Here is a 25,486-nt window from a genome sequence, read left to right as displayed (position 1 = left end):
CGACGATCCCCCACCCGCATCGTATCTAACGATGCGATGCGACCTCCCCCGCAAGCGGGAGAGGTGAACTGAGCTCGCGGCCTTGCCCCTGTTGAACCGGCTTCCTACCCGCCGCTGAACGTGTTGCAGGCCTGCACGGTGCCCTGCTGGTAGCCGGTCATGAACCATTGCTTGCGCTGCGCGGCGGAGCCGTGGGTGAAGGAATCCGGCACCACCCGGCCTGTGGCCTGCCGTTGCAGCGTGTCGTCGCCGATCGCATTCGCGGTGGTCAGCGCGGCGTCGATGTCGCCGGCCTCGAGGAAGCCCGGCCGCTTCTTCTCCTCGCGGTTGACCCAGACGCCGGAGAGGCAATCGGCCTGCAACTCGACCTTGACCTGCAATGCGTTGGCCTCGGCCTTGCTGCCGGCCTGCTGCTGCAGCCGGTTCACGCGCGGGATGATGCCGAGCAGGTTCTGGATGTGATGGCCGGCCTCGTGCGCGATGATGTAGGCCGCGGTGAACTTGCAGGCGTTGCCCGAGCAGCCGCGGAAGCGCGTCTCGACTTCGCGGAAAAAGCCGGTGTCGAGGAAGATGGTCTTGTCCGGCGGACAGTAGAACGGCCCCATCGCCGACTGCGCCATGCCGCAGCGGCCGCCATTAGTGGCGTTGCGGAACAGCACGATCTTCGGACCGGTGTAGGACTGACCCGAGGCCTGGAAGATCTCGCTCCAGCGATCGTCGATCTCGCCGAGGATGCCGGCGATCATGCTGCCCATCTCGTCGGTCGGCGCGCCGCGCTTGGCCTGGCCGCCGGAGGACTGCCGGTCGGTCTGATAGGTCGGCGCCTGACCGCCGCCGGTGAGAATCTCGGCGCCGCCGATCAGGATGCGCGGATCGATGCCGAAGGCGTAGCCGAGCAGGCCGAGCACGATGACCGTGCCGATGCCGAGCCCGCCACCGCCGCCCATCGGAATCCCGAAGCCGCCACCACCGCCGCCTCCGCTGTCGTCGCGACGGTCTTCGATGTCGTCGCTGCGGCGGAAATCATCATAGCGCATGGCGGTTTCCCTTCATTCCAGTCGGCGCCCCATTGCGGGACACACCAACCTAAAATTTCCATTCTGTTAATCAATATCCTGCCCGGCAAAAATTGCCTAGCCCGTTGCACGCGCACCGTTTGCACCGCGAACACTGCAGACGGCGGCGAATTTACCGGCCGAATCGTGCCGGTTTGATGATCCGCAAAATTTTTCGCAGAACGCGCTGATGTTGCAGCACAACGCCAAAGACAATGCGCCACGTCGTTCAAAAGATGCTGCAATCTTTTGCATGAACATTTCCAATTAAGTCGATTTTTACTTTGCCGGGTCAATGTGACGCCAGTCGGTTGTTTAGTCCCGCGTCGCCGACAGCGTCGCCTGAGTCAGAGTTCTTGAGTCATGGTAGTGTCGCGTCGCGGGGCGTCTGCAAGGGCGCCCCGCACTAAATTTGAGAGTGCCCCGTCGAGCCACATCGTCATTGGCGATTGCGTGGCCGAATTGTCGAAGCTTCAGGCCGGCTCGGTCGACCTGGTCTTCGCGGATCCTCCCTACAATCTGCAGCTCAAGGGCGATCTCAAGCGCCCCGACGAGTCGCATGTCGATGCCGTCAACGACGACTGGGACAAATTCTCGTCGTTCGCTGCCTATGACGATTTCACCCGCGCTTGGCTGCTGGCCTGCCGCCGCGTGATGAAGCCGTCGGCGACGCTGTGGGTGATCGGCTCCTATCACAATATCTTCCGCGTCGGCGCGATCATGCAGGACCTCGGCTTCTGGCTCCTAAACGACATCGTGTGGCGCAAGTCGAATCCGATGCCGAACTTCCGCGGCCGCCGCTTCACCAACGCGCACGAGACCATGATCTGGGCCGCGCGCGACGAGAAGGCCAAGGGCTATACCTTCAACTACGAAGCGCTGAAGGCGTCCAACGAGGACGTGCAGGCGCGCTCCGACTGGCTGATCCCGCTGTGCACCGGCGAGGAGCGCCTCAAGGGCGACGACGGCAAGAAGGTCCATCCGACCCAGAAGCCCGAGCAGTTGCTCGCCCGCGTGCTGCTGTCGTCGTCGAAGCCGGGCGATCTCGTGATCGATCCGTTCAACGGCACCGGCACCACCGGCGCCGTCGCCAAGCGCCTCGGCCGCAACTATATCGGCTTCGAGCGCGACCGGACCTATGCCGCCGCAGCCGAAGCCCGCATCGCCGCGATCGAACCGCTGCCGGACGCAACGCTGGCACCGTTCATGACCGCGCGCGAGGCGCCTCGGGTCGCGTTCTCCGAACTGATCGAGCGCGGCATGATCGTTCCCGGTGCAAAGCTGGTCGACGCCAAGAAGCGCCATGGCGCCCTGGTGCGCGCCGACGGCGCCATCATGCTCGGCGACAAGGTCGGCTCGATCCACCGCATCGGTGCCGTCGCGCAAGGCTCGGGCGCCTGCAACGGCTGGACCTTCTGGCACGTCGAGACCAAGACCGGCCTCAGGCTGATCGACGAGCTGCGCGCCGAGATCCGCTCCGAGATGGCGGTGCGCTGAGCAGGCCCTCCGACGGAAACGCCCTGACGCCGCGTTCGAAGGCAGCGCGGAGTTAGCGCGACGGGCAGTTGGTGCCCCTCTCGCCGGTCTCCTCCACTATCACGCAGGAATGTCCGGGATTGCCGTCGGGATACCCCGCACCTTTCATCACCAGGAAGGTGACGGAATGCGCTCCGTAAAGGCCGGCTGGAAAGCGGATCTTGCTGCGGACGACAAATTCACCCGCGCCGTTCTGAGTGATCTTGCCATTCGCAAGCAGCTGGACAAGCCCGGCCTGCGCGGGAAGCACCTCATACGGCACGACGGGTTCGCTCGCGACGACGCTCGCGGGATCGATATCGATCACACCGCCGGGCCAAAAGCGCCGCAGATCGTCGCCCGCACGGCTCGGACCTGACTCGATGGTCAGGTCGCCGGCATTCCCCACAATGTTGAGCGTGCCTGCGCTCTTGCGGATCACGAGACCGCGCCCCGATCGCCCTCCGACCACGTCGATCGCTCCCGAGGGAACGTCGAAGGCGGAGACCGCGTACTTGGCCGCGACGACATCTGGAGCCCTCCCCACCGCGGCCTTGACCGCGCCGACGGCCAGCAACGAGCCGCTCGACGGCGTCTCGTCGAAATAGCGCATGCAGTTGGAACGGCCGAGGAAGCTGACGCGGTCGCGTGCAATGCCAGTTACGCCGGCCACCGGCCCCTGCCTCGGATCGCTGCCGCTGCGGCCATTGCTCGAACTCGTCACCACGACGCGCTCGATCCGCTCCACGGCGCCGCCGAATTGCCAGATGGTCGGGCTGAAGCTTGCGATCACCAGATAGAGCGGATCTTTGCCCGGCTCGACATTGATCCGACCGGCATACACCTCGGTGTCCTGTTGACCGATCGTCACGCTCGACAACGACTCGGTTTGATACGCGCCGAGCAATACCACCTTGGCTTTCTCGGAAACTGGCGGCATCCCGCAAGCAGCCCGTTCGGCGTCGATCGCAATCTGCCTCTTCCGAGCGAGCTCAGCCTGCTCGAACTGGCGCCTCTGCGCGGCTTCCGGATCGATAGAGGGAGGCATGGGCGCGCGCCGGAATTCCATCAATTCCTGCTGCGAGACATTGCCGTCATGGTCGGTATCGACCGCCCGAAACAGCGTCTCGCCGGCGGCCTCGTAACCGGCACGCGACAGTTCGCCTGACGTCGCCGCCTCGAGCGCCAATGCTAGACGGGTCTTCGCCGCAAAGCCGTTCAATGCAGAGGCCTGCCGCTGGCTTGCCTCGTTGAACTTCGCCGCTTCGGCAAGACTGACCTTGCCGTCCTTGTTGGTGTCGAGCGCCATGATCGTGGTGACCGCGCGCTGGACCGCTTCCTCGCCACTGCCGAGCGGCGACTTGCCGATCATCGACTGCGCGCGTGACCAACGCGACTCGTATGCGGCGCTTCTGCGAACCTCGTCCTCGGTGACGAAGCCGTCGCCGTCGAGGTCGTAGCGCAGCACGGACATCCAGGCGACGGATCTGGCCTGGGCTGTTTCCATCAGCGCGTGCAGTTCGACATCACGCGGCGTGAGCTTGCCGTCGCTATCGGCGTCAAGGTTGAAGAACTCGCTGCGAAGCTGCTCGAGGTAACGATCCAAGGGTTGCCCTGCGGGTAAACGCAACAGCAACTGCTCCTGAGCGAGCCTTGCGGGCGACGGCGGCGACCCGGCCGGCGCTTGTGCGCCGGCGGGCTGCCCGGCCAGGGCTGCGACGCCGAGACCGGCCAGACCGGTATTGCGGAGCGATGATAGCAACGGCATTTCGAGCTCTCCCGATCCCGGCATTACGCCGTGCGTGCGCGCCAGACAAGCCGCTACCTCCTGTTGAGCCCGAGAACGGTAAATGGCTGATTGAGGTGGCATCCGGCCTTCCGCTGATGTCCAAGCAGCGCCGTTAGGCATCGCTCGTCGCGGGTTTGCGCCGATTATCACGGGCGCACGGAATGACGAGGTATTGAATGCGCCCTTCTTGATACAGCGGCGAAGCGGGCCTACCCTCATCGCCGTCACTTGCCGTTTCGATTGGTCGCCCGATGCGAAGGCAATCCGAGACCTTGCTGCTGGTGCCGCTGCTGCCGATCTTCCTGCTCGGCATGTTTCCGATGCTGCTGATCGGCCTGCTCGGATTCTTCGGCCTGATCATCTTCGGCATCCTGCTGGTCTGCGTCGGGCTGACACTCGGCCTCGAGGCGCATGGCGAATTCAACGAAGAGATCATCGTGCACGGCTTTACCCGCGGCTCCGGGCGCGCGACGCAGCTTTCACAGCTGCATGCCGCGACGCGCTCCGCCGCCCTGCTGGACCTCGCGGGAATTGCGTTGGTCGTCGCGGGTATCCTGGGCTTCTTCTGGGCCGGCTGACCAGCGCGGCACGCGACCCTGATTCACAAACTCGTCGCTTGCGCGTTGCGGCGAATTTTGCGCATGAGGGGCCCTGCGGCCATCCCCCCGCCGCGCCCCGATCTCGCCGGTCACAAGAACCAAGGGAGTCCCTTCATGATCAAATTCTATTTCAATGGCGCGCCGAACCCGAACAAGGTCGCACTGTTTCTGGAAGAATCCGGCCTGCCGTTCCAGGCGATCCCGGTCGACACCCGCAAGGGCGAGCAGTTCGCGCCTGATTTCCTGAAGGTCAATCCGAACGGCAAGGTGCCGGCGATCGACGATGACGGCGTGCTGGTGTTCGACAGCAACGCCATCCTGCTCTACCTCGCCGAGGAGCACGGCAAGTTCCTGCCCGCCAACACCCCGGCCAACCGCGCCGCCACGCTGTCCTGGCTGATGTTCATCGCCACCGGCCTCGGCCCGTATTCCGGCCAGGCCGTGCACTTCAAGCACTTCGCGCCGAAGGACCTCGACTACGCCAACAACCGCTACCAGTACGAGGCGCACCGCCACTACAAGATCCTCGACGATCACCTGGCGAAATCCCGCTACATGGTCGGCGACAGCTACACCATCGTCGACATGGCGTTCTGGGGCTGGGCGCGGATGGCGCCGTTCATCCTCGGCGAGGAGGGCTATGCGAAATACCCGAACGTGAAGCGGCTGGTCGACGAGATTTCGGCGCGGCCGGCGGCGGCGCGCGCGATCGCGCTGAAGGACAAGCACACCTTCAAGGCCGAAATGGACGACGCGGCCCGCGACATCATGTTCGGCCACCTCAGGAACAAGGTGGCGTAAACCGACCGACACGATCGCTGAACGGCGCCCTCGCGGGCGCCGTTTTCATTTGTTTTACCCTCTTGCGGCGCGCGCTACGCCGGAAACACGCCGAGCGCCTTCTCGGTCAGAACCGAGTCGCAATATTCCCGCACCTCCTTGATCCGGCCGCCGTCGAAGCGGAACACCAGGCAATAGTCGTTGTCGTAGCGCTGACCTTCCTTGGTCAGGTTGCTGCCCTTGGCCTCGACCACGACGATGTCGCCGTCGGCGATGATGCGATGCGCGACCGTGCGGGTGCGCTCGACCAGCCTGGAGCGGACCCGGCCGTGCAAATCGGTCATGATCGATTGCCTGCCGGTGAAGGTGCGGGACCACGAGTATTGCCCGGTCACGGTCCAGATCGCGTCGTCGGCAAGGACAGTCATGAACAGCGACTTCTCGCGTACCGTGGGATCGGGACTGCTCGCGATCATGAATATCTCCTGCACCAGTTTCTTGTTGTCGGCTGCGCTCATGGCGCGTCTCCTTGCGATGGGTCGGCTCTGATCTCAGGCGTTTCTCACGCGAACCGCTGTTCGCTTCGCGTGAGAACGCCTTGCCTCCGCACCATGCGGCACCGGCGCGCATTCTTCCAATCGATAGGCAGTATGATATATATTCATCCGATGAATTTGAATTCGCTTGACCTCAATTTGCTGGTCGCGCTCGACGCCCTGCTGCGCGAAGCCAATGTCAGCCGCGCCGCGATGCGGCTCAATCTGTCGCAGCCGGCGACCAGCCACGCGCTGCAGCGGCTGCGCGACCTGATCGGCGATCCGCTTTTGGTGCGCAACGGCGCGCGGATGGAGCTGACGCCGCGCGCACAGGCGCTACGCTCGCCGCTGGCGCAGGCGCTGGACCAGGTGCGCACGCTTTTCGTCTCCGACGATTTCGACGCGGCGCGCAGCGAGCGGCATTTTCGCCTGATGATGCCCGACCTCGCGGTCGAGCTCCTGATGCCGTCGCTGATGGAGAAAGTGACGCGGATGGCGCCGAACGTCACCATCGACGTAGTGCCGTGGCGGGGACCCGCGATCTTCACGCCGGACTTCGCCCGCACCATCGATCTCGTGATCTCGATCGGCGACTCCTTCAAGGGCTTTCACCGCCAGCGGCTCTACACCGACAGCGACGCGCTCGCGGTGCGCCGCGGCCATCCCGCCGGCGCCAGGCTCGGGAAGCGCGAGGCGTTCCTAGCCGCGCGGCATGTCGCCGTGATCATCCGCGGCCAGAACGAGGACCTGATCGACACCTGGCTGCGCGGCAAAGGCATCGAACGGCGGATCGCGCTGGTGGTGCCGGGCTATATCGAGGCGCTGCACATCACCGCCCGCACCGACCTCGTCGCCTTCGTGCCGCGCCGGCTGATCTCGGCGCTGTCGAAGCAGCTGTCGCTGGTGACGGTGACGCCGCCGCTCGATCCCGGGATCGACGAGCAGCAAATGTTCTATCCGACGCGGGCGCAGATGGATCCGGGCTCGATCTGGCTACGCAAGCTGATGCTGGAGACCGGACGGGAGCTGGAGACGGGGAAGGCGTAACCCACACTTTCGTCGTCCCGGCCTTCGCCGGGACGACATCGCATTCTTGGCTTCCGCTTCGCTTTCTGCCCTACGCCCTTTGCTCGGCCAGCACCTTCTGCACCGCCGGGCGGCTCTCCATCGCCGCGCGGTGCGCCTTCACCTTGGGCAGGGTCGCGATGTCGACCCCGTCGCCGTCGAGCCAGAGGGTCAGCGTGTAGAGATAGGCATCGCCCACCGTGTAGCCCTCGCCCATCACCCAAGGCCCCCTGAGCATGTCGCGCTCGATCAGGTTGAAGCAGGCGCCCATCGTCTTCGGGACCATCGACTTCATGTCGGCGAACGACGTCTCCTGCGTCGCCCAGCGTGCGCCGCGCATCCTGTGGGCGTGGCAGACATGCACCGTCGAGCAGAGATAGGAGTTGAACGACTGGAGCCTGGCGAACTCGAAGGCGTCGTCAAGCGGCGCGAGCTTCGCCTGCGGATAGGTCTGCGCGATGTAGGCCAGCATCGCCGGCGTCTCGGTCAGCACGCCGCGGTCGGTCACCAGCGTCGGCACGCGGCCCTTGGGGTTGATCTTGAGATATTCCGGGCTGTTCTGCTGGTTGTTCTTGAAGTCGAGCCGCTCGACCGAATAGGGCGCGCCGGCTTCGGCCAGCGCGATGTGGGTGGCGAGCGCACAGGTGCCGGGGGCGGTATAGAGCTTCAGCATGTCGATGTCCTCTACGGGCCTTGTCGGCTCGTTGCGAACCCGGCCCTTACCTTTTTATGGGATGCGGCCGAAGTTAGCGGCGACGTTCCTTGCCGTCCACCCCGCGCGGTGCCGCGGACCTTGCCCGCGGCGGGGCCGCCGTGCGATGACCATGGCCAATCGAGAGGGCTTTTCATGACGGTGCTCATTGCAGGTGGCGGAATTGGCGGGCTGACGCTGGCGCTCAGCCTGCACCAGATCGGCGTGCCCTGCCGCGTGTTCGAGAGCGTGCCCGAGCTCAGGCCGCTCGGCGTCGGGATCAACGTGCTGCCGCATGCGGTGCGCGAACTGATCGAGCTCGGCCTGCATGATGTGCTCGACGCATCGGCGGTGCGGACCCGCGAGCTCGCCTATTTTTCCAAGCACGGCAAACCGATCTGGAGCGAGCCGCGCGGGCTCGAGGCCGGCTATAAATGGCCGCAGTTCTCGATCCATCGCGGCCGCTTGCAGCAACTGCTGCTCGATGCCGCGACCGAGCGGCTGGGAGCCGCCAACATCCTGACCAGCCATCACCTGACCGGCTGGACCGAGACGGCAAACGGCGTCCGCGCCGAGTTCATCGACCGCGCCACCGGCAAGCCCGCCGGCAGCTATGACGGCGCGGTGCTGATCGCCGCCGACGGCATCCATTCCGCGGTGCGCGAGAAGCTCTATCCGCAGGAAGGGCCGCCGATCTGGAACGGCCGCATCCTGTGGCGCGGCATCACCCGCGGCAACGCCTTCCTGACCGGCCGCACCATGATCATGGCCGGCCACGAGACGTTGAAATTCGTCTGCTACCCGATCTCGAAGGAGCCCGGAGCCGACGGCAAGTTCGATATCAACTGGGTTGCCGAGCGTCACATGCCGCCGACCTATCAGTGGCGCCGCGAGGACTATAACCGCACGGCCAAGCTCGACGAGTTCCTGCCGTGGTTCGAGAGCTGGAATTTCGACTGGCTCGACGTGCCCGGCCTGATCCGCAACTGTCCGCACGCCTACGAATATCCGCTGGTCGATCGCGACCCGATCCCGCAATGGACCTTCGGCCGCGTCACGCTGATGGGCGACGCCGCGCATCCGATGTACCCGATCGGCTCGAACGGCGCCTCGCAGGCAATCCTCGATGCACGCACGCTGACGCGCGAGATCCTGGCGCATGGCCCGACGCAGGCAGCGCTTGCGGCCTATGAGGCCGAGCGGCGGCCCGCAACGACCGACCTCGTGATGCTGAACCGCCGCAACGGCCCCGAGCAAGTGATGCAGCTGGTCGAGGAGCGCGCGCCTGATGGCTTCAAGGTCGTCACCGACGTGCTGTCGCAGCAGGAGCTCGAAGACATCGCCGCCAACTACAAGCGCGTCGCGGGCTTCCAGGTCGAGGGGCTGAACGCCAAGCCGCCGATCGTGCAGCGGCCGGGCTGACGCAAACCGAGCTGCAATCTATCCCCGTCATCCTGACGAGCGCGTAGCGCGTCTCGAAGGATGCACGGCCCGGCTGGTGGCCATCGACCCTTCGAGGGTCGCCCAGCGGCGCAATTGCGCCGCACGGCTCGCACCTCAGGGTGACGGATTAAATCGAAGCGCAAACCGCTAGCGCAGCGCCCGTGTCGCCTCCGCCAGGCGGATGCTGCTGCTCGCCGTCGCGAGCAGCGTGCCGTCCGCGGCGGTGAGCCGGCCCTCGACGAAGGCGATGGTCTTGCCGAGCTGGGTCACCGTCGCCTCGCCGGTGATCGGACCGGGCTTGGCCGGCGCCAGGAAATTCACGGTCATCGTAATGGTCGTGGTGAAGAGCCTGCCCTCGGTCATCACGAACACCGCCGGCCCCATCGTGTCGTCGAGCATCGCGGTGAGCATGCCGCCCTGGATAAAGCCGGCCGGGTTGCAGAAATCCTGCTTGCCGTCGAAGGTCATCCTGATCCAGCCGTCCTGCGGACGTGCGTCAACCAGGCGCCAGCCGAGCAGCTTTGCGACCGGCGGCATTGGAATGTTATCGAGCGCAGTTGCGATCATGCCGACCTCCGTTGTTATGGAGGTGATAGCCGGGCGCTGCTGCCAGCATTGTGTCAGCAGGTCGTCGTCTCTTAGAGGTCGAGCCCGTGCGCGATGACCTTGCGCATCACATTGGGAAAGGCCTCGCCGTCGAGCGTCGCCACGGGCACCCAGCGCATGCCCTCCGGCGCGCGGGTCCGCGCCGCGACGCTGGCGGTGTAGACCACGAGTTCGAGCGGGAAGTGCGTGAAGACGTGGGTGACGATTCCGGCCTTACGGTGCCAGCGCGCGACGCCCTTGAGTTCCGGCGCCTGTGCAAGTGCGGCGGCATCTACCTGACCGGCGAGCCATTGCGATCCCGGCACCTCGGTCATGCCGCCGAGCAGGCCCTTTTCCGGGCGCGAGCGCACCAGGAGTTCGCCGCCCCGCGTCACCACGAAGGCGGCGCCGCGGCGCAGCATGCCGCTCTTTTTCGGAGCCTTGCGCGGGAACGTCTCCTGGTCGCCGCGAATGCGGCCGCTGCAATCGTCATTCAGCGGACACAACGCGCAGGCCGGTTTCTTCGGCGTACAGATGGTGGCACCGAGATCCATCAGGGCCTGCGCGCTGTCTCCGGCACGTGCCGGGCCAAGCAGGGTCGCCGCCATTTGCTGAATCAGCGGCTTGGCCTGCGGCAGCGCCTCTTCGATTGCATAGAGCCGGGTGACCACGCGCTCGATGTTGCCGTCCACCGGCATCGTGCGGCGGTCGAACGCAATCGCGGCGATCGCCGCCGCCGTGTAGGGCCCGATCCCGGGCAGCGCGCGCAGCCCCTCCTCGGTGTCCGGAAATGCCCCGCCATGGTCGCCCGTCACCGCGACTGCGCAGGCGTACAGGTTCCGCGCCCGCGAATAATAGCCGAGCCCGGCCCACATCCTCAGGACATCGTCGAGCGAGGCGCGGCCGAGCGCGGTCACATCGGGCCAGCGCGCCACGAATTTCTCGAAATAAGGTCCGACCGCCCGCACCGTGGTCTGCTGCAGCATGATCTCCGACAGCCACACCCGGTATGGATCCGCCCGCTCCCCGGCCTTCGCGCGCCACGGCAGCGTCCGGCGATGCCGGTCATACCAGGCGAGCAGCCGCGCCGGGCGATCCGTTTGCTGGTCGGTCGATCTGGATTTGGCGGCTGCGCGCGAGCTCATGAACGCATCTTAAGGCAAATTCCGCCGCGTCATGCCCGGGCTTGCACCGTGCATCCACGTCTTTCTTTTCTGGCACGGAAACGCGGCCACAATGATGAACATTGTTTCGGCCACATCACCGCCGCTGCTATAACCCTTCCCATGTCCAAACCCGGCCCGATCAGCGCAAAGCCCTTATCGATCCTGCTTAACGACGTCTTCAAGGACGCCTATGCCAAGCAGGGCTTTGCCGCGCGCGAATTGGTGACGCGCTGGACCGAGATCGCGGGCGAGCGGATCGCGCCCTATTGCGAGCCCATGAAGATACAGTGGCCGCGCCCCGTCGAAGGGCAGCCCCAGGAGCCGGCGACGCTGGTGTTGCGGGTCGAAGGTCCGATGGCGCTGGAGATCCAGCACTCCTCCGACGTGATTCTGGAACGGGTGAACCGCTTCTTCGGCTGGCATGCGGTCGGCCGCCTGACGATCCGGCAGGCGCCCCTCTCGCGCCGCGGCCGCCCGGCGCGACCGCGCCCGCCCGACCCGAAAACCGTCGCCCGGGAGGCGGCCAACCTTGCAGCCGTGGAGGACGACGATCTGCGCGCGGCGCTGGCCCGGCTGGGTGCCTCGATCAAGCGAAATTGACGCTTTTCGGCGGCACGGCCGCGAGACCCCGGCATTGCCACAATGGCCGTTTCAAGCTAGCGAAGGCTTCTTTTTCGGGACCCCCTTCATTGTGGCGTGAATGCGCCAATCCGGGAGCTGACCTTGATCATCACGCGCCGTGCCTTCACCACCGCTCTCTCGCTGACTGGCCTGGCCGCCCTCGCCGGGCTGTCGCCGCTGCGCCTGATCTCGTCGGCTTTCGCACAGACCGCCGCCGAGGTCGCCAAGCCGCAGTCGCTGCCGGACATGGGGCTCGGCCCGCAGGACGCCAAGGTGACCATCGTCGAATACGCCTCGATGACCTGCCCGCACTGCGCCAACTTCAACGAGACCGTGTTCCCGAAGATCAAGTCGACCTACATCGACAGCGGCAAGGTCCGTTACGTGTTCCGCGAATTTCCGCTCGACATCAAGGCCGCCGCCGGCTCGATGCTGGCGCGCTGCATCGCCAAGGACGACGCGCCGAAGTTCTTCGCCGTGATCGACCTCTTGTTCCGTCAGCAGAACGACTGGGTGGTCAAGAACACCACCGAGACGCTGACCCGGATCGGCAAGCAGGCCGGCCTCAGCCAACAGCAGGTCGAGGACTGCCTGAAGGATCAGAAGCTGCTCGACAAGATCGCCGCCGACCAGAAATACGCCAACGACGTGCTGAAGGTGAACTCGACGCCGACCTTCTTCATCAACGGCGAGATGCTGAAGGGCGAGACCTCGTTCGAGGAATTCAGCAAGCACATCGATCCGCTGCTGAAGAGCTGATCGCGCCCCATCGAGCCTGACATCGTCGTGCCCGAGTTTGAGTCGGGCACGATAATTGTGGATGACTTGCGATCACGGCCTGCAGCCGTCGCATTATTTCGTTGTTGAAAACCTGATTCGCCCGATGCGAATCTCCGAGGACATGCAAGGGCCATAAAACCCCTGCAAATCCCTCGCAAATCCCTTGGGAAAAGCTTGGTCAAGCGGTTGCCCTGACGCACCGGCATCGCCATTGTCGCCGCTCATGAGAGCTGCACGCAGCTATTCACCCCAGACACCGACATTGCCATCCATGGTATTGTCACGGCAGGGAGATTCGCGCCCGGCCAAACGAGATTTGTGTACATGAAGCTCACGCGCCTCCGCCTGCACGGTTTCAAGTCGTTCGTTGAACCCACCGATTTCATGATCGAGCCGGGCCTGACCGGCGTCGTCGGACCGAACGGCTGCGGCAAATCCAATCTCGTCGAGGCGCTGCGCTGGGCGATGGGCGAGACCTCGCACAAGTCGCTGCGCGCCGCCGACATGGATGCGGTGATCTTCGCCGGTTCCGGCAACCGTCCGGCGCGCAACCACGCCGAAGTCGTGATGACGATCGACAATTCCGATCGCTCGGCGCCGGCTGCGATGAACGACAGCCAGCTGCTCGAAATTTCCCGCCGCATCGAGCGCGAGGCCGGCTCGGTCTACCGCATCAACGGCCGCGACGTGCGCGCCCGCGACGTGCAGATCCTGTTCGCCGACGCCGCCACCGGCGCGCGTTCGCCGGCCCTCGTCCACCAGGGCAAGATCGGCGAGATCATCCAGGCCAAGCCGGAGCAGCGCCGCCGCGTGCTGGAAGACGCCGCCGGCGTCGCCGGCCTGCACGCCCGCCGTCATGAGGCGGAACTGCGACTCAAGGCGGCCGAAACCAACCTGACCCGCGTCGAGGACGTGATCGGCCAGCTCACCGGCCAGATGGAAGGCCTGAAGAAGCAGGCGCGCCAGGCGATCCGCTACCGCGAGGTCGCGGCCAAGGTGCGCAAGTCCGAGGCGATGCTGTTCCATCTGCGCTGGATCGAGGCCAACGCCGACGTCAACGACGCCGCGCGCACCCACGATCTTGCCGTGCGTGAGATGGCCGAGCGCACCCAGCATCAGGCGGAAGCCGCGCGCATCCAGGCGATCCGCGCCACCGAGCTGCCCGCGCTGCGCGACGCCGAGGCGCGCGCCGCCGCCGGCCTGCAGCGCCTGACCAATGCGCGCGAGATGCTCGACCGCGAGGAGCAGCGCGCCAAGGAGCGCGTCGGCGAGCTCGATCGCCGCCTCACCCAGTTCGCCCAGGACATCGCGCGCGAGCAGCAGCAGACTTCGGACGCCGACATCGCATTGCAGCGGCTCGACACCGAAGACGCCGAGCTGAAGGAAGAGATCAAGTCGCGGGTCGAGAAGCGCTCCGGCGTCGACGAGCGCGTCTCCGAGGCCGAAGAGATCCTGGCCGCGACCGAGCGCCAGTTCTCCGAGCTGACCACGCAGCTCGCCGATCTCACGGCGAAGCGCAACCAGCTCGAGGCCGGCGTGCGCACGCATCGCGACCGGCTGGCGCGGCTCGATCAGGAAATCGCCAACGTCCAGGCCGAGGAATCCAAGCTCGCGCAGGAAACCGGCAATCTCGGCGACATCGACGCGCTCGCCGCCGCGATGGAAATGGCGCAGCAGACCCTCGCCGAATCCGAGGCGGCGGTGCAGGAGAGCGAGGCGCACCACGCCGCCGCACGGCAGACGCTGGAAGCCTCCCGCAATCCGCTCGCTGAAGCGGAGAAGCGCGTGCAGCGGCTCGAGACCGAAGCCCGCACCATCTCCAAGCTCGTCACCAGCGAGACCAAGAATCTGTGGCCGCCGATCATCGACGGCATCACGGTCGCCAAGGGCTATGAGAAGGCGATCGGCGCCGTGCTCGGCGACGACCTCGATGCTCCCGTGGATTCCTCCGCGCCGATGCGCTGGACCAATGTCGGCGAATCCTCGGGCGATCCCTCGCTGCCTGACGGTGTCGAGCGGCTGGCCGATCATGTCCAGGCGCCGCCGGAACTGGCGCGCCGCCTGGCCCAGATCGGTGTCGTCGCCAAGGAGCGCGGCGCCGCACTGGTCTCGCAGCTGAAGACCGGCCAGCGGCTGGTGTCGCTCGAAGGCGACGTCTGGCGCTGGGACGGCTTTGTCGCCGACGCGCACGCTCCGACCGGCGCCGCGCGCCGCCTCGCCGAGCGCGCCCGCCTGGTCGATATCGAGCATGAGCTGGAACAGGCCCGCATCGATGCCGCCGCCAAGCGCCAGGCGCTGGAGACCGCTGAGGAAGAACTGCGCTCGGCGTCCGCCGCCGAGGGCGCCTCGCGTGAGGCCGTACGCGCCGCCCGCCGCGAGACCGATGCCGCGCGCGAGCGCCATGCCGCGACCGAGCGCGAGATCAACCGCCACGCCGCCCGCAAATCGGCGCTGACCGAGGCGCACAGCCGCGTCGCGGCCGACCGCGCCGAGGCCGAAGCCGCGCATGAGAGCGCGGCTGCCGCGCTGGCCGAATTGCCGCCTGGCGTCGAGACCGAGGCCCAGCTCGCCGCGGTGCGCGCCGAGATCGACAATCAGCGCCGTGCCGCGGCGCAGGTCCGCGCCGAGGCGCAGGCGCTGGCCCGCGAAGCCGAGCTCGCCGACCGCCGCGTGCAGGCGATCCTCGCCGAACGCAACGAGTGGCAGAACCGCAAGACCAGCGCCGCCTCGCAGGTCGGGACCATCGAGGCGCGCATCGCCGAGGTGTCGATCGAACGCGAGGAACTCGCCAATGCACCGGAGGTGTTCGCCGAGAAGCGCAGCGCGCTGATCACGGAGATCGAGCACGCCGAGGGCGATCGCCGCATCGCCGCCGACGCGCTGGCGACCGCCGAAGCCGCGATGGCGGAAACCGACCGCGTCGCCAAGGCCACACTCGAAGCGCTGTCGTCGTCCCGCGAAGCCACCGCGCGCGCCGAGGAGCGCATGGAAGGCACCCGCCGCCGCCTCGCCGACATCGAGCGCGAGATCCACGACATGCTCGAGGTCGAGCCCAGCGCCGTCGTCGGCATGGCCGAGATCGAGCCGGGCGCGGAGCTGCCACCGGTCGGCCAGGTCGAGGAAGAGCTCGAAAAGCTACGGCGCGACCGCGAACGGCTCGGCGCCGTCAATCTGCGCGCCGAGGAAGAGTTGAAGGAAGTCGAGACCCAGCACACCGCGCTGACCACCGAACGCGACGACCTCGTCGAGGCGATCAAGCGGCTGCGCCAGGGCATCCAGAGCCTCAACCGCGAAGCCCGCGAGCGCCTGCTGACCTCGTTCGAGACCGTCAACAACCACTTCAAGCGGCTGTTCACCGAGCTGTTCGGCGGCGGCGAAGCCGCGCTGCACCTGATCGAGAGCGATGATCCGCTCGAAGCCGGCCTCGAGATCATCGCCAAGCCGCCCGGCAAGAAGCCGCAGACGCTGTCGCTGCTCTCGGGCGGCGAGCAGGCGCTGACCGCGCTCTCGCTGATCTTCGCGGTGTTCCTCACCAACCCGTCGCCGATCTGCGTGCTGGACGAAGTCGATGCGCCGCTCGACGACCACAACGTCGAACGGTTCTGCAGCCTGCTGCACGAAATGACCGGCTCGACCGACACGCGCTTCATCATCATCACGCACAATCCGATCACGATGGCGCGGATGAACCGGCTGTTCGGCGTCACCATGGCCGAGCGCGGCGTGTCCCAGCTGGTGTCGGTCGACCTGCAGGGCGCGGTCGACATCCTCGACCAGAACGTGGCGTAAGGCTGCGTCAGAACACCTCGGATTTGAGGCGAGGCCTTTCGGCCTCGTCATTGCGAGGAGCGATAGCGACGAAGCAATCCATGCTTCCGCAAGCGGCGATATGGATTGCTTCGCTCCGCTCGCAATGACATGGGATGGTACGGCGCATGACCTCACCCGACCTGCCTGCCGAACTCAAAGCCTCCCTCACGCCCGGCTCGAAGGCCTGTCACGCAGCGACGCCGCCGGCCGTGCGGCCATCATCTCGCAGACCTATCGCGAAGGCGGCGGCTCCTCGACGATCAAGACCGAGACCGATGCGCTGGCCTACGCCGTGGCGCGGATGCCGGCGACCTATGCCGCCGTGGTGGCGAGCCTCAATTCACTCTCCGAAATCAGGCCGGATTTCGCGCCCACGAGCCTGCTCGATGTCGGCGCCGGGCCGGGGACGGCAAGCTGGGCGGCCGCGGAAGCCTTCCCGTCGTTGCAGGCGTTCACTCTGCTCGATTCCAATGAGGCCCTGCGGACGCTGGCGCTCGACCTCACGCGCCGGAGTGACCGCCTGCGCCGCATCACCTATGAGCTCGGCCAGGCCCGCATTTATGCGGCGCATGCCGAGGCCGCTGACCTCGTGATCGCGAGCTACGTCATCAACGAGCTCAATGATGCCGAGCGCGACGCCCTCACCGATGTGATGTGGGAGAAAACCAGGGATACCCTGCTGGTCGTCGAGCCCGGCACACCGGCGGGCTATGCGCGGATCATCGCACTCCGTGCCCGATTGATCGCCGCCGGCGCGCATGTCACAGCCCCCTGCCCGCATGACGGCGCCTGCCCACTGGTCGCGCCCGACTGGTGCCATTTCTCGCAACGCCTGCAACGCTCGCGCGCGCACAAGCAGATCAAGGGCGCCGACGCCCCGTTCGAGGACGAGCGCTTCGCCTATGTCGCGCTGACACGGGCGCGCGTCGAGAACAGGCCATCGCGCGTGCTGGCGCAGCCGGATGTCGGCAAGGTCGAGATTGCGGCCAAGCTCTGCACGCCCGAGGGCGTCGCCGTCGCCAAGGTCCCCCGCCGCGCCAAGGCCGATTACGCCCGCGCCCGGCGCTGGCGCTGGGGCGCAACTGCAGGTTAGTGTATCGTCGCGCCATGACCGATCACGCCTCGTCCAACGAACAGCTCGGGACGGCTCTGACATTTGAAAGAGGTCGATCGGCGACGGCCTGGATTCTTTCAGCAGCCTTGATTGCCATTCCCACTATCGCAGCCAGCGTCGGATCGACCGAGGCCAAGGGCTCAGTGATCGTATGCCTGTTGCTGGCATGCATGTTCATCTCGATCGGATATTACAAGTCGATTACCGAGTTTGATCTACGGACGCGCAGGTTTAAGGTCTCTCGCCGGTTCGTCGCCCGACGGAGCAAGACGATAGCCGACTGCCCGCTCGATCAGTGCCGCGCGCTCGGTAGGATCGAGTATGGGACCGACGACCACCCTTCATACGGAGTCTATGTCGAGTTGGCGGATGGAACGCGGCATGAAGTCCCGTTGAAAAAGCCAACGATCCAGGAAGCCGGCAGGGTGGCTTCCCTGCTGTCCGAGGCCACCGGTATTCCGAGGCTCGACACCAAGTTCTGACGCGCTGTCGTCCCTAGGGCGACCCGGTGTTGAGCAGCCCACGCGGACGACTTGAAACAATCCCGACCAGCTCCGGTTGAGATTCGCGTTTGTCCTTGAGCATCTCCTGCCGCAATGCCAAGTTGTGGAACCTGCCGACGCACCGTTAGCCGGTTGAACGGAACGTAGCCATGGCTCAGCACGAGCCCAGCGGATCATCCAAGACAATCGTGTTCGTGTCGGACGGCATTGGCATACGATGGGGGCTATGGACTATCGCCTCCGCCGTTTCCGCCCTCGCGATCCTCATTGGGAAGACGATCGATCCTTCCGCAGGTCAAACCCGGACATTTGCAGTACTCGTCTTGCTCGGCTGCATCGTCGCTCTCGGCATCGTCAGGCAATCGGCCGTCCGGATCGATCCGGATGACCGGAAAATGACGATCGTCAGGTCGTTCGTTCTACGATGGACGAGGGTCGTGCTGCGGACCGAAGTCATAGAACACTGCTCGTTCGACGAATGCAGTGAAGTCGGAATCATGACGTATACGGATACGGTGGCCCAGTGGAGCTGGTCTCGCACGGACGTGATCGTCGACTTCAAGCGGGGCGGCAGGCACAGGATTCCGGTGCAGTCGTGGTCGCTGGACGAAGCCAGTTGGCTCGCCTCGGAATTGTCTGCGGCGACCGGAATCCCCCTGCAAGATGGCGTCCGCCAGGCGCCCGCGGGCGAGCGCTGGCCGGCTTCGAATTGAACCTATCAGGGGGACCGGCCGACCAACGCGTGCCCACCTTTTCGCGGCGGGCTGCCCTGCGCCCCGATCTTGGGCTACGGTGCCGCCGTCTCGTCCATCAGGAGTTGCCCTGTCATGTCGACCAGCTGGATCGTTATCGGCGTCATCGTCCTTCTCGTGCTGTTTGCGTTCGGCGCCTACAACCGGCTGGTCGCGCTCGGCCAGCGGGTCAGCCAGGCGTTTGCCGACATCGACGTGCAACTCAAGCAGCGTCACGACCTGATCCCGAACCTGGTCGAGACCGTGAAGGGCTATGCCTCCCATGAGCGCGGCACGCTCGACGACGTCATCAAGGCGCGCAACTCGGCGATGTCGGCACAGGGTCCGGCCCAGGTGTCGGCGGCGGAGAACCAGCTTTCCGGCGCGCTGGGCCGGCTGATCGCGCTGTCGGAGGCCTATCCGGACCTCAAGGCCAACGCCAATTTCCAGCAGCTCGCCTCCGAGCTGTCCGATCTCGAGAACAAGATCGCAGCCAGCCGCCGCTTCTTCAACAACGCGGTCCAGGAATACAACACCGGCATCCAGCAGATGCCGGCCGCCTTATTCGCCGGCATGTTCGGCTTCACCCGCAAGGATTTCTTCGACCTCGGCGCCAGCCGCACGGAGGTCGAGGCGGCACCGAGCGTGAAGTTCTGAGGCGCAACGCGCTCCGGCGAGAGGCTGCTCCGTCATGGCCGCCTATGGTCTCTATACGCATATCGCATCGAACAAGTTTCGTTCGATGCTGCTGCTCGCCGGCCTGTTCCTGCTGATCTACGTGCTGGTCTATGCCGGCGCGCTGGTCGCCGAGGTGATGATCGATAGCGGCCGCACGGTCGACTATTATTTGACGCGGGCCTCGCGCGACCTGGTCTCCGCCCTGCCCTGGGCGACGATCGCGGCCGTGGCCTGGATCGTGATCGCCTATTTCTTCCACCAGAAGATGATCGACGCCGTCACCGGCGGCGAAAGCGTGACGCGGCAGCAGCAGCCGCGGCTCTACAATCTGCTGGAAAACCTCTGCATCTCGCGCGGCATCCCGATGCCGAAGCTGAAGGTGATGGACAGCCCGGCGCTGAACGCGTTCGCGACCGGCCTCAACCCGCGGCAATACGCCATCACGGTCACCACCGGTCTGTTGAAGGCGCTGAACGATCAGGAGATCGAGGCCGTGCTTGGCCACGAGCTCACCCATATCAAGAACGGCGACGTACAGCTGATGGTGATCGCGGTGATCATCGCCGGCGTGGTCGGCTTCTTCGGCGAGCTGTTCTTCCGCCTGTTCACGAACCTGTCGTGGAACTCGAGCGGCAGCGGTGGCGGCTGGTCGTCATCATCCTCGCGATCGTCGTCATCCTCCTCGGACCGCGACAGCAAGGGTTCGGGCGGCGGCGCGATTGTTGTCATCATCATCGCGGTCGCGCTGATCGTGCTGGCTTGGCTGCTGTCGCAGGTGGTCAAGCTCGCGCTGTCGCGCTCGCGCGAATTCCTCGCCGATGCCGGCTCGGTCGAACTGACCAAGAACCCCGATGCGATGATCTCGGCGCTGCGCAAGATCGAGAACCGCGGCGAACTGCCGGACGCCACCTCGGCGGTGATGGAACTCTGCGTCGACAATCCGCGCGAGGGCTTTGCCGACCTGTTCGCCACCCACCCGTCGGTGAAGTCCCGGGTCGATGCGTTGGTGAAATATGCCGGCGGCCGCGATCCCGGACCGCTGGCACTGCCTGACGAGACATCGGACCAGACGGAGACGCAGGACCGGCCGTCCAGGCCGGGCGATCAGCCTCCGCCAGTGACCCATGGCCCGTGGGGCGATCCGCCCGCGCAGCCGAGCAATCCGCCGCCGCTGCCGGGCGCGGGCCCCGCGCAGGGCCCATTCGGGCCTCTCCAAGGCCCGCTTCAGGGACCCTGGGGCAGGCACCGCTGATTGCCCGCTAGGCTACTCAGTCCATTAAGGAAATCCGCATCAAACCGATTGTGGGCGCCTTAAGGAATTGAATTCTCCCTTGTTTCTGCCATGTTCGCGCCCAAAGCAGGTGTGGGGACTTGCCGATCGCCATCGCGGTCGGGAGCGCGCTTTCAAGGGATTTCCATGGCAAAGCCGGTTGTGATCGTGGTGGGCGCTGACAAGGGCGGGGTCGGCAAGACCACCGTCTCGCGGACGCTCCTGGACTATTTCAGTGCCAACAATGTGCAGACCCGGGCGTTCGACACCGAGTCGCCGCGCGGCACGCTGAAGCGCTTCCATCCCGACATCACCGAGATCGTCGACATGACGACGACCGCGGACCAGATGAAGATATTCGATACGCTGAACTCGGGTCCCGCGGTCACCGTGATCGACGTCCGCGCCGGCCTGTTGTCGCCCGCGCTGGCCTCGCTGCGCGACATCGGCTTCCTCGATGCGGCGCGCTCCGGCCAGATCACCTTCGCCGTGTTCCATATCCTCGGCCCGTCGATCGCTTCGCTGGACGAGATCGCCGAGACCGCCGGCTTCATGGGCGGCGCAAAATATTTCCTGGTGAAGAACTTCATCAACGACACCCAGTTCTTCCAGTGGGACCAGGCGACCTACAATTCCTACTTCCACCGCATCAAGGACGCGACCGACCTTACGATCCCCAAGCTCAACGAAATGGCCTATGAGCAGGTCGAGGTGTCCTCGGTTCCGTTCCTGAAATTCGTCGCCAACAAGGGCATCAACGACGACGCCGCGAATTATTCGTTCGTGCTGCGCGGCTATGTCCGGCATTGGCTCGCCAACGTCTGGAGCGAGTACGACCGGATCAAGCTGACCGACCTGGTCGGCGCCAAATCGGCCAAGGGCGAAAAATAGTCGCGCCCGGGGCGGCGATGGGGCTGGATTAGGCGAAAATTTGGCCTGATATAGCGGGCGATGTCATCCACGCCCGTCTACATCATCTGCTCGCCCCGCCCGCAGGTCGGCAAGACGCTGATCGCGCGGCTGCTTGCGGAATTCCTGCTGCTCAAGAACGGCGACGTGGTCTGCTACGACATCAACCTAAAGGAGCCGTCGCTGCTCGACTACCTGCCGCGGATCACGGAAACCGCAGACGTGATCGACACCTACGGCAAGATGCAGCTGATGGACCGGGTCATCGTCAATGACGGCATCGCCAAGGTGATCGACCTCGGCTACCACGCCTTCGACGAATTCTTCAAAATGTGCGACGAGATCGGGCTGATGAAGGAGGCCCTGCGCCGACGCGTCTCGCCCGTCATCCTGTACGTTGCGGACACCGACCGCGCCTCGGTGCGCGGCTACCAGATGCTGCAAGGCCTGATCCCGCCGAACGCACTGATCGTCATCGACAATGAATTCGTGGTGCGCGGCGAGCTGTCGCCGGTCATGACCGCCAGCCGGGTGCTACGCTTCCGCGCGCTGCCGGTGTTCCTGAAGACCTATATCGACCGGCTGACTTTCTCCTTCACCGGCTATCTGCGCCAGGAGAAGGATTCATCGACCGAGCTGCATCAGTGGATCCGGCGGAATTACACCACGTTCCGGGATCTCGAGCTCAGCATGCTGCTGCAGCGGGGCTAGCCGTCGTCCCGGCCAAGCGAAGCGCGAGCCGGGACCCATAAACACGGCTGCGCATTTGGCGAAAGTTGGGGCCACAGCATTTCCCCACAACCAGCATTCGTGGTTATGGGTCCCTGCTTTCGCAGGGACGACCGTGTGGAGGGAGCGACGCTAGTGCCCCTCGAACGCCATCAGCGTGCGCACCGGCACGTCCATCGCACGCAGCTTCGCCGCGCCGCCGAGATCGGGTAAATCGACGATGAAGCAGGCCGCGACCACATTGGCGCCGATCTGGCGCAGCAGCTTCACCGCGCCCTCCGCGGTGCCGCCGGTCGCGATCAGATCGTCGACCAGGATCACGCGCTCGCCGGGCTGCACAGCGTCGGCATGCATCTCCATCTCGTCGATGCCGTACTCAAGCGAATAGGCGATCCGCACCGTGGTGTGCGGCAGCTTGCCCTTCTTGCGGATCGGCACGAAGCCGGCGGAGAGCTGATGCGCCACCGCGCCGCCGAGGATGAAGCCGCGGGCCTCGATGCCTGCGACCTTGTCGACCTTGGCGCCCGCCCAGGGATGCACCAGCTCGTCCACCGCCCGGCGGAAGGCGCGGGCATCCGCGAGCAGCGTCGTGATGTCGCGAAACAGGATGCCCTTCTTCGGGTAGTCCGGGATGGTGCGAACGGTCGCCTTGATGTCGTGGTCGAAGGTCATTGGTCTCGCAATCCTCAATTGGCCGGCGGATCAAGCCGGAATGCATTCTCGACAATACGCAGGCCGACCTCGTTGCCGAGCGACATCAGCGATTCCGGATGGAATTGCACGCCGCCGACCGGCAGGGTCTTGTGCTCGATCACCATCGCGACGCCGTCTTCCGTGGCCGCGGTCACCGCCAGCACCTCGGGCACGCTGTCGCGCTCGACATAGAGCGAGTGGTAGCGGCCGATCACGATCTCATTGGGCAGGTTGTGCATCAGCCGGCCGCCACGCACCTGGACGCGCGACGGACGGCCATGCGCGGGCTGGGTAAGCTGGCCGAGCTCGCCGCCGAAATATTCGCCGATCGCCTGCACGCCGAGGCAGACGCCGAAGATCGGCAGCTTCTTCTCGAGCGCGGTGTCGATGGTCTTGGCGATGCCGAAATCCTCCGGGCGACCCGGCCCGGGCGACAGCACTAGCAGATCCCAGCCCTTCTTCTTGAGCATGTCCTGGGCATGGATGTGCCGGACCACGGTGACGTTGGCGCCGACCTGGCGGAAGTAGTCCGCCAGCATGTGCACGAAGCTGTCGTCATGATCGATCAGCAGCACGTTCTTGCCCGAGCCGGTGGCGTCGGGCGCGAAATCCGACAGCGGCTTCGGCGGATCGCCGCGCAGCGCCTGAAACAGCGCCGCCGCCTTGACCTGGCACTCGCGGTCTTCCGCGGCGGGATCGGAGTCGAACAGGCAGGTCGCGCCGACCCGCACCTCGGCGAGGCCGTCCTTCATGCGGATGGTGCGGATGGTGAGGCCGGTGTTGATGCTGCCGTCGAAATTGACGCAGCCGATCGCGCCGGCGTACCAGCGCCGCGGCGACCGCTCGTGGTCCTCGACGAACTGCATCGCCCACAGTTTCGGCGCGCCGGTCACGGTGACCGCCCAGGCATGGGTCAGGAAGGCGTCGAGCGAATCGAAGCCCGGCCGCAGCATGCCCTCGACGTGGTCGACGGTGTGGAACAGTTTTGAGTAGGTCTCGATCTGGCGCCGCGCCAGCACCTTGATGGTGCCGGGCACGCAGACGCGCGCCTTGTCGTTGCGGTCGACGTCGGTGCACATGTTGAGCTCGAACTCGTCCTTCTCCGAGTTCAGCAGCTTGCGGATCTGCTCGGCATCGCCGATCGAATCCGAGCCGCGCGCGATGGTGCCCGAGATCGGGCAGGTCTCGACCCGGCGGCCGTCCGAGCGCACGAACATCTCGGGCGATGCCGAGACCAGAAACTCGCCGTCGCCGAGATTCATCAGCGCGCCATAGGGCGACGGGTTGATGCGGCAGAGCCGCTGGAACACTTCAGCCGGCGAGCGCTCGCACGGCTCGGCGAACAGCTGCCCGGGCACCGCTTCGAACAGGTCGCCGCGGGCAAACGCCGCGCGCGCCACTTCCACCGTCGCCTGGTATTCGCCCGGCGCGTGATCGGCAAAGCCTTGCCGCCCGGTCTTGGCATAGAGGCTCGGCGCGGTCTCATGCGACTGGCCGGCGGTGGACTTGCCTTTCCACGCGAACTCGTAATTCAGCGCCACGCCGCGGCCGGTGGCACGGTCATAGGCCAGCAGCCGGTCCGGCACGTAGAGCACGATGTCGCGCTGGTCGGCCTCGCGGGCGCGCTTCTGCACGAGGTCCTCGATCTGGAACACGAGATCGTAGGCGAAGGCGCCGAACAGGCCGAGCAGCGGATCGGCATTGGAGGTGAACGCCGCCACCATGTCGCGCACCAGCGACATCACGCTGGCGCGGCGGGTGCGTTGGTCTTCCTCGACCGGCGCTTCGCCGCGGACGATATGGCCGGAGAGCTTCGTCGCGCTCCGCTCGGAGATCACGACGCAGGGCTCGCGCAGCACGTCGCCGAGGAAGGCGATCAGGACCTCGCCGCGCGGGTTCAGTGCCTGCAGCGAAAAATCGGTGCCTGACGTCTCCAGCACCAGGGGCGGATCGGCGAAGCCGAGGTCAAAGCTCTCGTAGCGGCCCGGCACCGTCGTGCCCGAGGACAGCACCACGCCGCGGCGGCGGTCGAGCAGCGCAATCAGATCATCGAGGCGATTGGCGCCGCCGGTGAACTGTTCGACCACGCGCGCGACGGCAAGGCCGCCATTGGTCAGATACTCGCTCTTGGCCGGCAGGGAGAAGACTGTCCTGTTCATGTGATCCTCTTACGAGACTTGGGAAGAGAGCGCCACACAGGACAAACGAAGGGACCGTCGCACTGCGATGGCGACCTTCGACGTTTGTGAAAAAAGAAAACGCACCGGCCACCTATGAGGAGGTGGGCCACCAACGACGGGATGGACTGGCGACGGTGCTCATGGCCGTTACACACCACCCGGCGCGGGCCGTGTCAAGGGATGGCCTCACCCCCCTGCCCCAGCCTGGGACGCCATATTCGGGGTTTGAAGAGCCAGGAATCCG

Annotated in this window: 23 protein-coding genes and 1 pseudogene; 15 read left to right on the top strand and 9 right to left on the bottom strand. The window is 65.6% G+C overall.

Annotated features, from left to right (window positions below):
• Positions 1 to 104: 104 nt before the first annotated feature.
• Positions 105 to 1,037, bottom strand: a complete 933-nt coding sequence (ypfJ, locus tag ALC15_RS10810) for a KPN_02809 family neutral zinc metallopeptidase (protein ID WP_050627231.1) — start codon at positions 1,035 to 1,037, stop codon at positions 105 to 107.
• A gap of 96 nt (positions 1,038 to 1,133) precedes the next feature.
• Positions 1,134 to 1,310, bottom strand: a complete 177-nt coding sequence (locus ALC15_RS44115; RefSeq protein ID WP_157860895.1) for a hypothetical protein — start codon at positions 1,308 to 1,310, stop codon at positions 1,134 to 1,136.
• Between the two features lie 108 nt (positions 1,311 to 1,418).
• On the opposite strand from ALC15_RS44115, the gene ALC15_RS10805 reads away from it, so the two are divergent.
• Positions 1,419 to 2,552 carry a site-specific DNA-methyltransferase gene (locus ALC15_RS10805; protein WP_050627230.1) on the top strand — a complete coding sequence of 378 codons (1,134 nt, stop codon included), beginning with the start codon at positions 1,419 to 1,421 and terminating at the stop codon, positions 2,550 to 2,552.
• A 52-nt stretch (positions 2,553 to 2,604) separates the two neighbouring features.
• Here ALC15_RS10805 and ALC15_RS10800 read toward each other — a convergent pair whose 3' ends face one another.
• Entirely contained in the window at positions 2,605 to 4,362 is a 1,758-nt protein-coding gene (locus ALC15_RS10800) for an EF-hand domain-containing protein (protein WP_162240483.1), read from the bottom strand.
• A 248-nt stretch (positions 4,363 to 4,610) separates the two neighbouring features.
• Here ALC15_RS10800 and ALC15_RS10795 point away from each other — a divergent pair, with 248 nt between their 5' ends.
• Together ALC15_RS10795 and ALC15_RS10790 are read left to right on the top strand one after the other, a co-directional pair.
• Positions 4,611 to 4,937, top strand: a complete 327-nt coding sequence (locus ALC15_RS10795) for a hypothetical protein (RefSeq protein WP_050627228.1) — start codon at positions 4,611 to 4,613, stop codon at positions 4,935 to 4,937.
• Positions 4,938 to 5,072: 135 nt separating this feature from the next.
• A complete protein-coding gene (locus tag ALC15_RS10790) occupies positions 5,073 to 5,759 on the top strand; it encodes a glutathione S-transferase family protein (RefSeq protein WP_050627227.1) in 687 nt (228 codons plus the stop codon).
• A gap of 74 nt (positions 5,760 to 5,833) precedes the next feature.
• Here the strand turns inward: ALC15_RS10790 and ALC15_RS10785 are convergent, their stop codons facing one another.
• Positions 5,834 to 6,256: a nuclear transport factor 2 family protein gene (locus ALC15_RS10785; protein WP_050627226.1), complete on the bottom strand. Its 423-nt coding sequence runs from the start codon at positions 6,254 to 6,256 to the stop codon at positions 5,834 to 5,836.
• A 150-nt stretch (positions 6,257 to 6,406) separates the two neighbouring features.
• Here ALC15_RS10785 and ALC15_RS10780 point away from each other — a divergent pair, with 150 nt between their 5' ends.
• Entirely contained in the window at positions 6,407 to 7,321 is a 915-nt protein-coding gene (locus ALC15_RS10780; RefSeq protein WP_050627225.1) for a LysR family transcriptional regulator, read from the top strand.
• Between the two features lie 70 nt (positions 7,322 to 7,391).
• Here the strand turns inward: ALC15_RS10780 and ALC15_RS10775 are convergent, their stop codons facing one another.
• Positions 7,392 to 8,012: a glutathione S-transferase family protein gene (locus tag ALC15_RS10775; protein WP_050627224.1), complete on the bottom strand. Its 621-nt coding sequence runs from the start codon at positions 8,010 to 8,012 to the stop codon at positions 7,392 to 7,394.
• A gap of 174 nt (positions 8,013 to 8,186) precedes the next feature.
• Here ALC15_RS10775 and ALC15_RS10770 point away from each other — a divergent pair, with 174 nt between their 5' ends.
• A complete protein-coding gene (locus tag ALC15_RS10770) occupies positions 8,187 to 9,452 on the top strand; it encodes a flavin-dependent oxidoreductase (protein WP_050627223.1) in 1,266 nt (421 codons plus the stop codon).
• A gap of 168 nt (positions 9,453 to 9,620) precedes the next feature.
• Here ALC15_RS10770 and ALC15_RS10765 read toward each other — a convergent pair whose 3' ends face one another.
• Together ALC15_RS10765 and mutY are read right to left on the bottom strand one after the other, a co-directional pair.
• Positions 9,621 to 10,040: a PaaI family thioesterase gene (locus tag ALC15_RS10765; RefSeq protein WP_050627222.1), complete on the bottom strand. Its 420-nt coding sequence runs from the start codon at positions 10,038 to 10,040 to the stop codon at positions 9,621 to 9,623.
• Positions 10,041 to 10,111: 71 nt separating this feature from the next.
• Entirely contained in the window at positions 10,112 to 11,203 is a 1,092-nt protein-coding gene (gene mutY, locus ALC15_RS10760; RefSeq protein WP_050627221.1) for an A/G-specific adenine glycosylase, read from the bottom strand.
• Positions 11,204 to 11,344: 141 nt separating this feature from the next.
• On the opposite strand from mutY, the gene ALC15_RS10755 reads away from it, so the two are divergent.
• The 10 genes and pseudogenes from ALC15_RS10755 to ALC15_RS10710 all read left to right on the top strand — a co-directional run bounded on the left by ALC15_RS10755 (position 11,345) and on the right by ALC15_RS10710 (position 22,351).
• Positions 11,345 to 11,824: a DUF721 domain-containing protein gene (locus ALC15_RS10755; protein ID WP_050627220.1), complete on the top strand. Its 480-nt coding sequence runs from the start codon at positions 11,345 to 11,347 to the stop codon at positions 11,822 to 11,824.
• 123 nt (positions 11,825 to 11,947) lie between these two features.
• Positions 11,948 to 12,604, top strand: a complete 657-nt coding sequence (locus ALC15_RS10750) for a DsbA family protein (RefSeq protein WP_050627248.1) — start codon at positions 11,948 to 11,950, stop codon at positions 12,602 to 12,604.
• A 345-nt stretch (positions 12,605 to 12,949) separates the two neighbouring features.
• Positions 12,950 to 16,414 carry a chromosome segregation protein SMC gene (gene smc, locus ALC15_RS10745; RefSeq protein ID WP_050627219.1) on the top strand — a complete coding sequence of 1,155 codons (3,465 nt, stop codon included), beginning with the start codon at positions 12,950 to 12,952 and terminating at the stop codon, positions 16,412 to 16,414.
• A gap of 146 nt (positions 16,415 to 16,560) precedes the next feature.
• Positions 16,561 to 17,528 (top strand): annotated as a pseudogene (locus tag ALC15_RS10740) (small ribosomal subunit Rsm22 family protein).
• A 14-nt stretch (positions 17,529 to 17,542) separates the two neighbouring features.
• Positions 17,543 to 18,031 (top strand): hypothetical protein, encoded by a 489-nt coding sequence (locus ALC15_RS10735; protein WP_050627218.1) that lies wholly within the window; start codon positions 17,543 to 17,545, stop codon positions 18,029 to 18,031.
• Positions 18,032 to 18,201: 170 nt separating this feature from the next.
• Positions 18,202 to 18,765 carry a hypothetical protein gene (locus tag ALC15_RS10730; protein ID WP_128089485.1) on the top strand — a complete coding sequence of 188 codons (564 nt, stop codon included), beginning with the start codon at positions 18,202 to 18,204 and terminating at the stop codon, positions 18,763 to 18,765.
• A gap of 114 nt (positions 18,766 to 18,879) precedes the next feature.
• Positions 18,880 to 19,440, top strand: a complete 561-nt coding sequence (locus ALC15_RS10725; RefSeq protein ID WP_050627216.1) for a LemA family protein — start codon at positions 18,880 to 18,882, stop codon at positions 19,438 to 19,440.
• A 34-nt stretch (positions 19,441 to 19,474) separates the two neighbouring features.
• Entirely contained in the window at positions 19,475 to 20,713 is a 1,239-nt protein-coding gene (locus ALC15_RS10720; protein WP_050627215.1) for a M48 family metallopeptidase, read from the top strand.
• A 165-nt stretch (positions 20,714 to 20,878) separates the two neighbouring features.
• The gene (locus ALC15_RS10715; protein ID WP_021076032.1) at positions 20,879 to 21,622 is read left to right on the top strand and encodes a P-loop NTPase family protein; all 744 of its coding nucleotides are present in this window, start codon (positions 20,879 to 20,881) and stop codon (positions 21,620 to 21,622) included.
• Between the two features lie 60 nt (positions 21,623 to 21,682).
• Positions 21,683 to 22,351, top strand: coding sequence for a P-loop NTPase family protein (locus tag ALC15_RS10710; protein ID WP_050627214.1), 669 nt, complete (start codon positions 21,683 to 21,685; stop codon positions 22,349 to 22,351).
• 150 nt (positions 22,352 to 22,501) lie between these two features.
• Here ALC15_RS10710 and ALC15_RS10705 read toward each other — a convergent pair whose 3' ends face one another.
• The gene (locus ALC15_RS10705; RefSeq protein WP_018273383.1) at positions 22,502 to 23,041 is read right to left on the bottom strand and encodes an adenine phosphoribosyltransferase; all 540 of its coding nucleotides are present in this window, start codon (positions 23,039 to 23,041) and stop codon (positions 22,502 to 22,504) included.
• A gap of 14 nt (positions 23,042 to 23,055) precedes the next feature.
• Positions 23,056 to 25,221 carry an anthranilate synthase component I gene (locus ALC15_RS10700; protein ID WP_050627213.1) on the bottom strand — a complete coding sequence of 722 codons (2,166 nt, stop codon included), beginning with the start codon at positions 25,219 to 25,221 and terminating at the stop codon, positions 23,056 to 23,058.
• Positions 25,222 to 25,486: the final 265 nt, after the last annotated feature.

The organism is Bradyrhizobium viridifuturi, from assembly GCF_001238275.1.
GTDB classification, from domain to species: Bacteria; Pseudomonadota; Alphaproteobacteria; order Rhizobiales; family Xanthobacteraceae; genus Bradyrhizobium; species Bradyrhizobium viridifuturi.
Note: the sequence above shows the minus strand (reverse complement) of the source record. Positions and strands in the feature narration are given on the sequence as shown.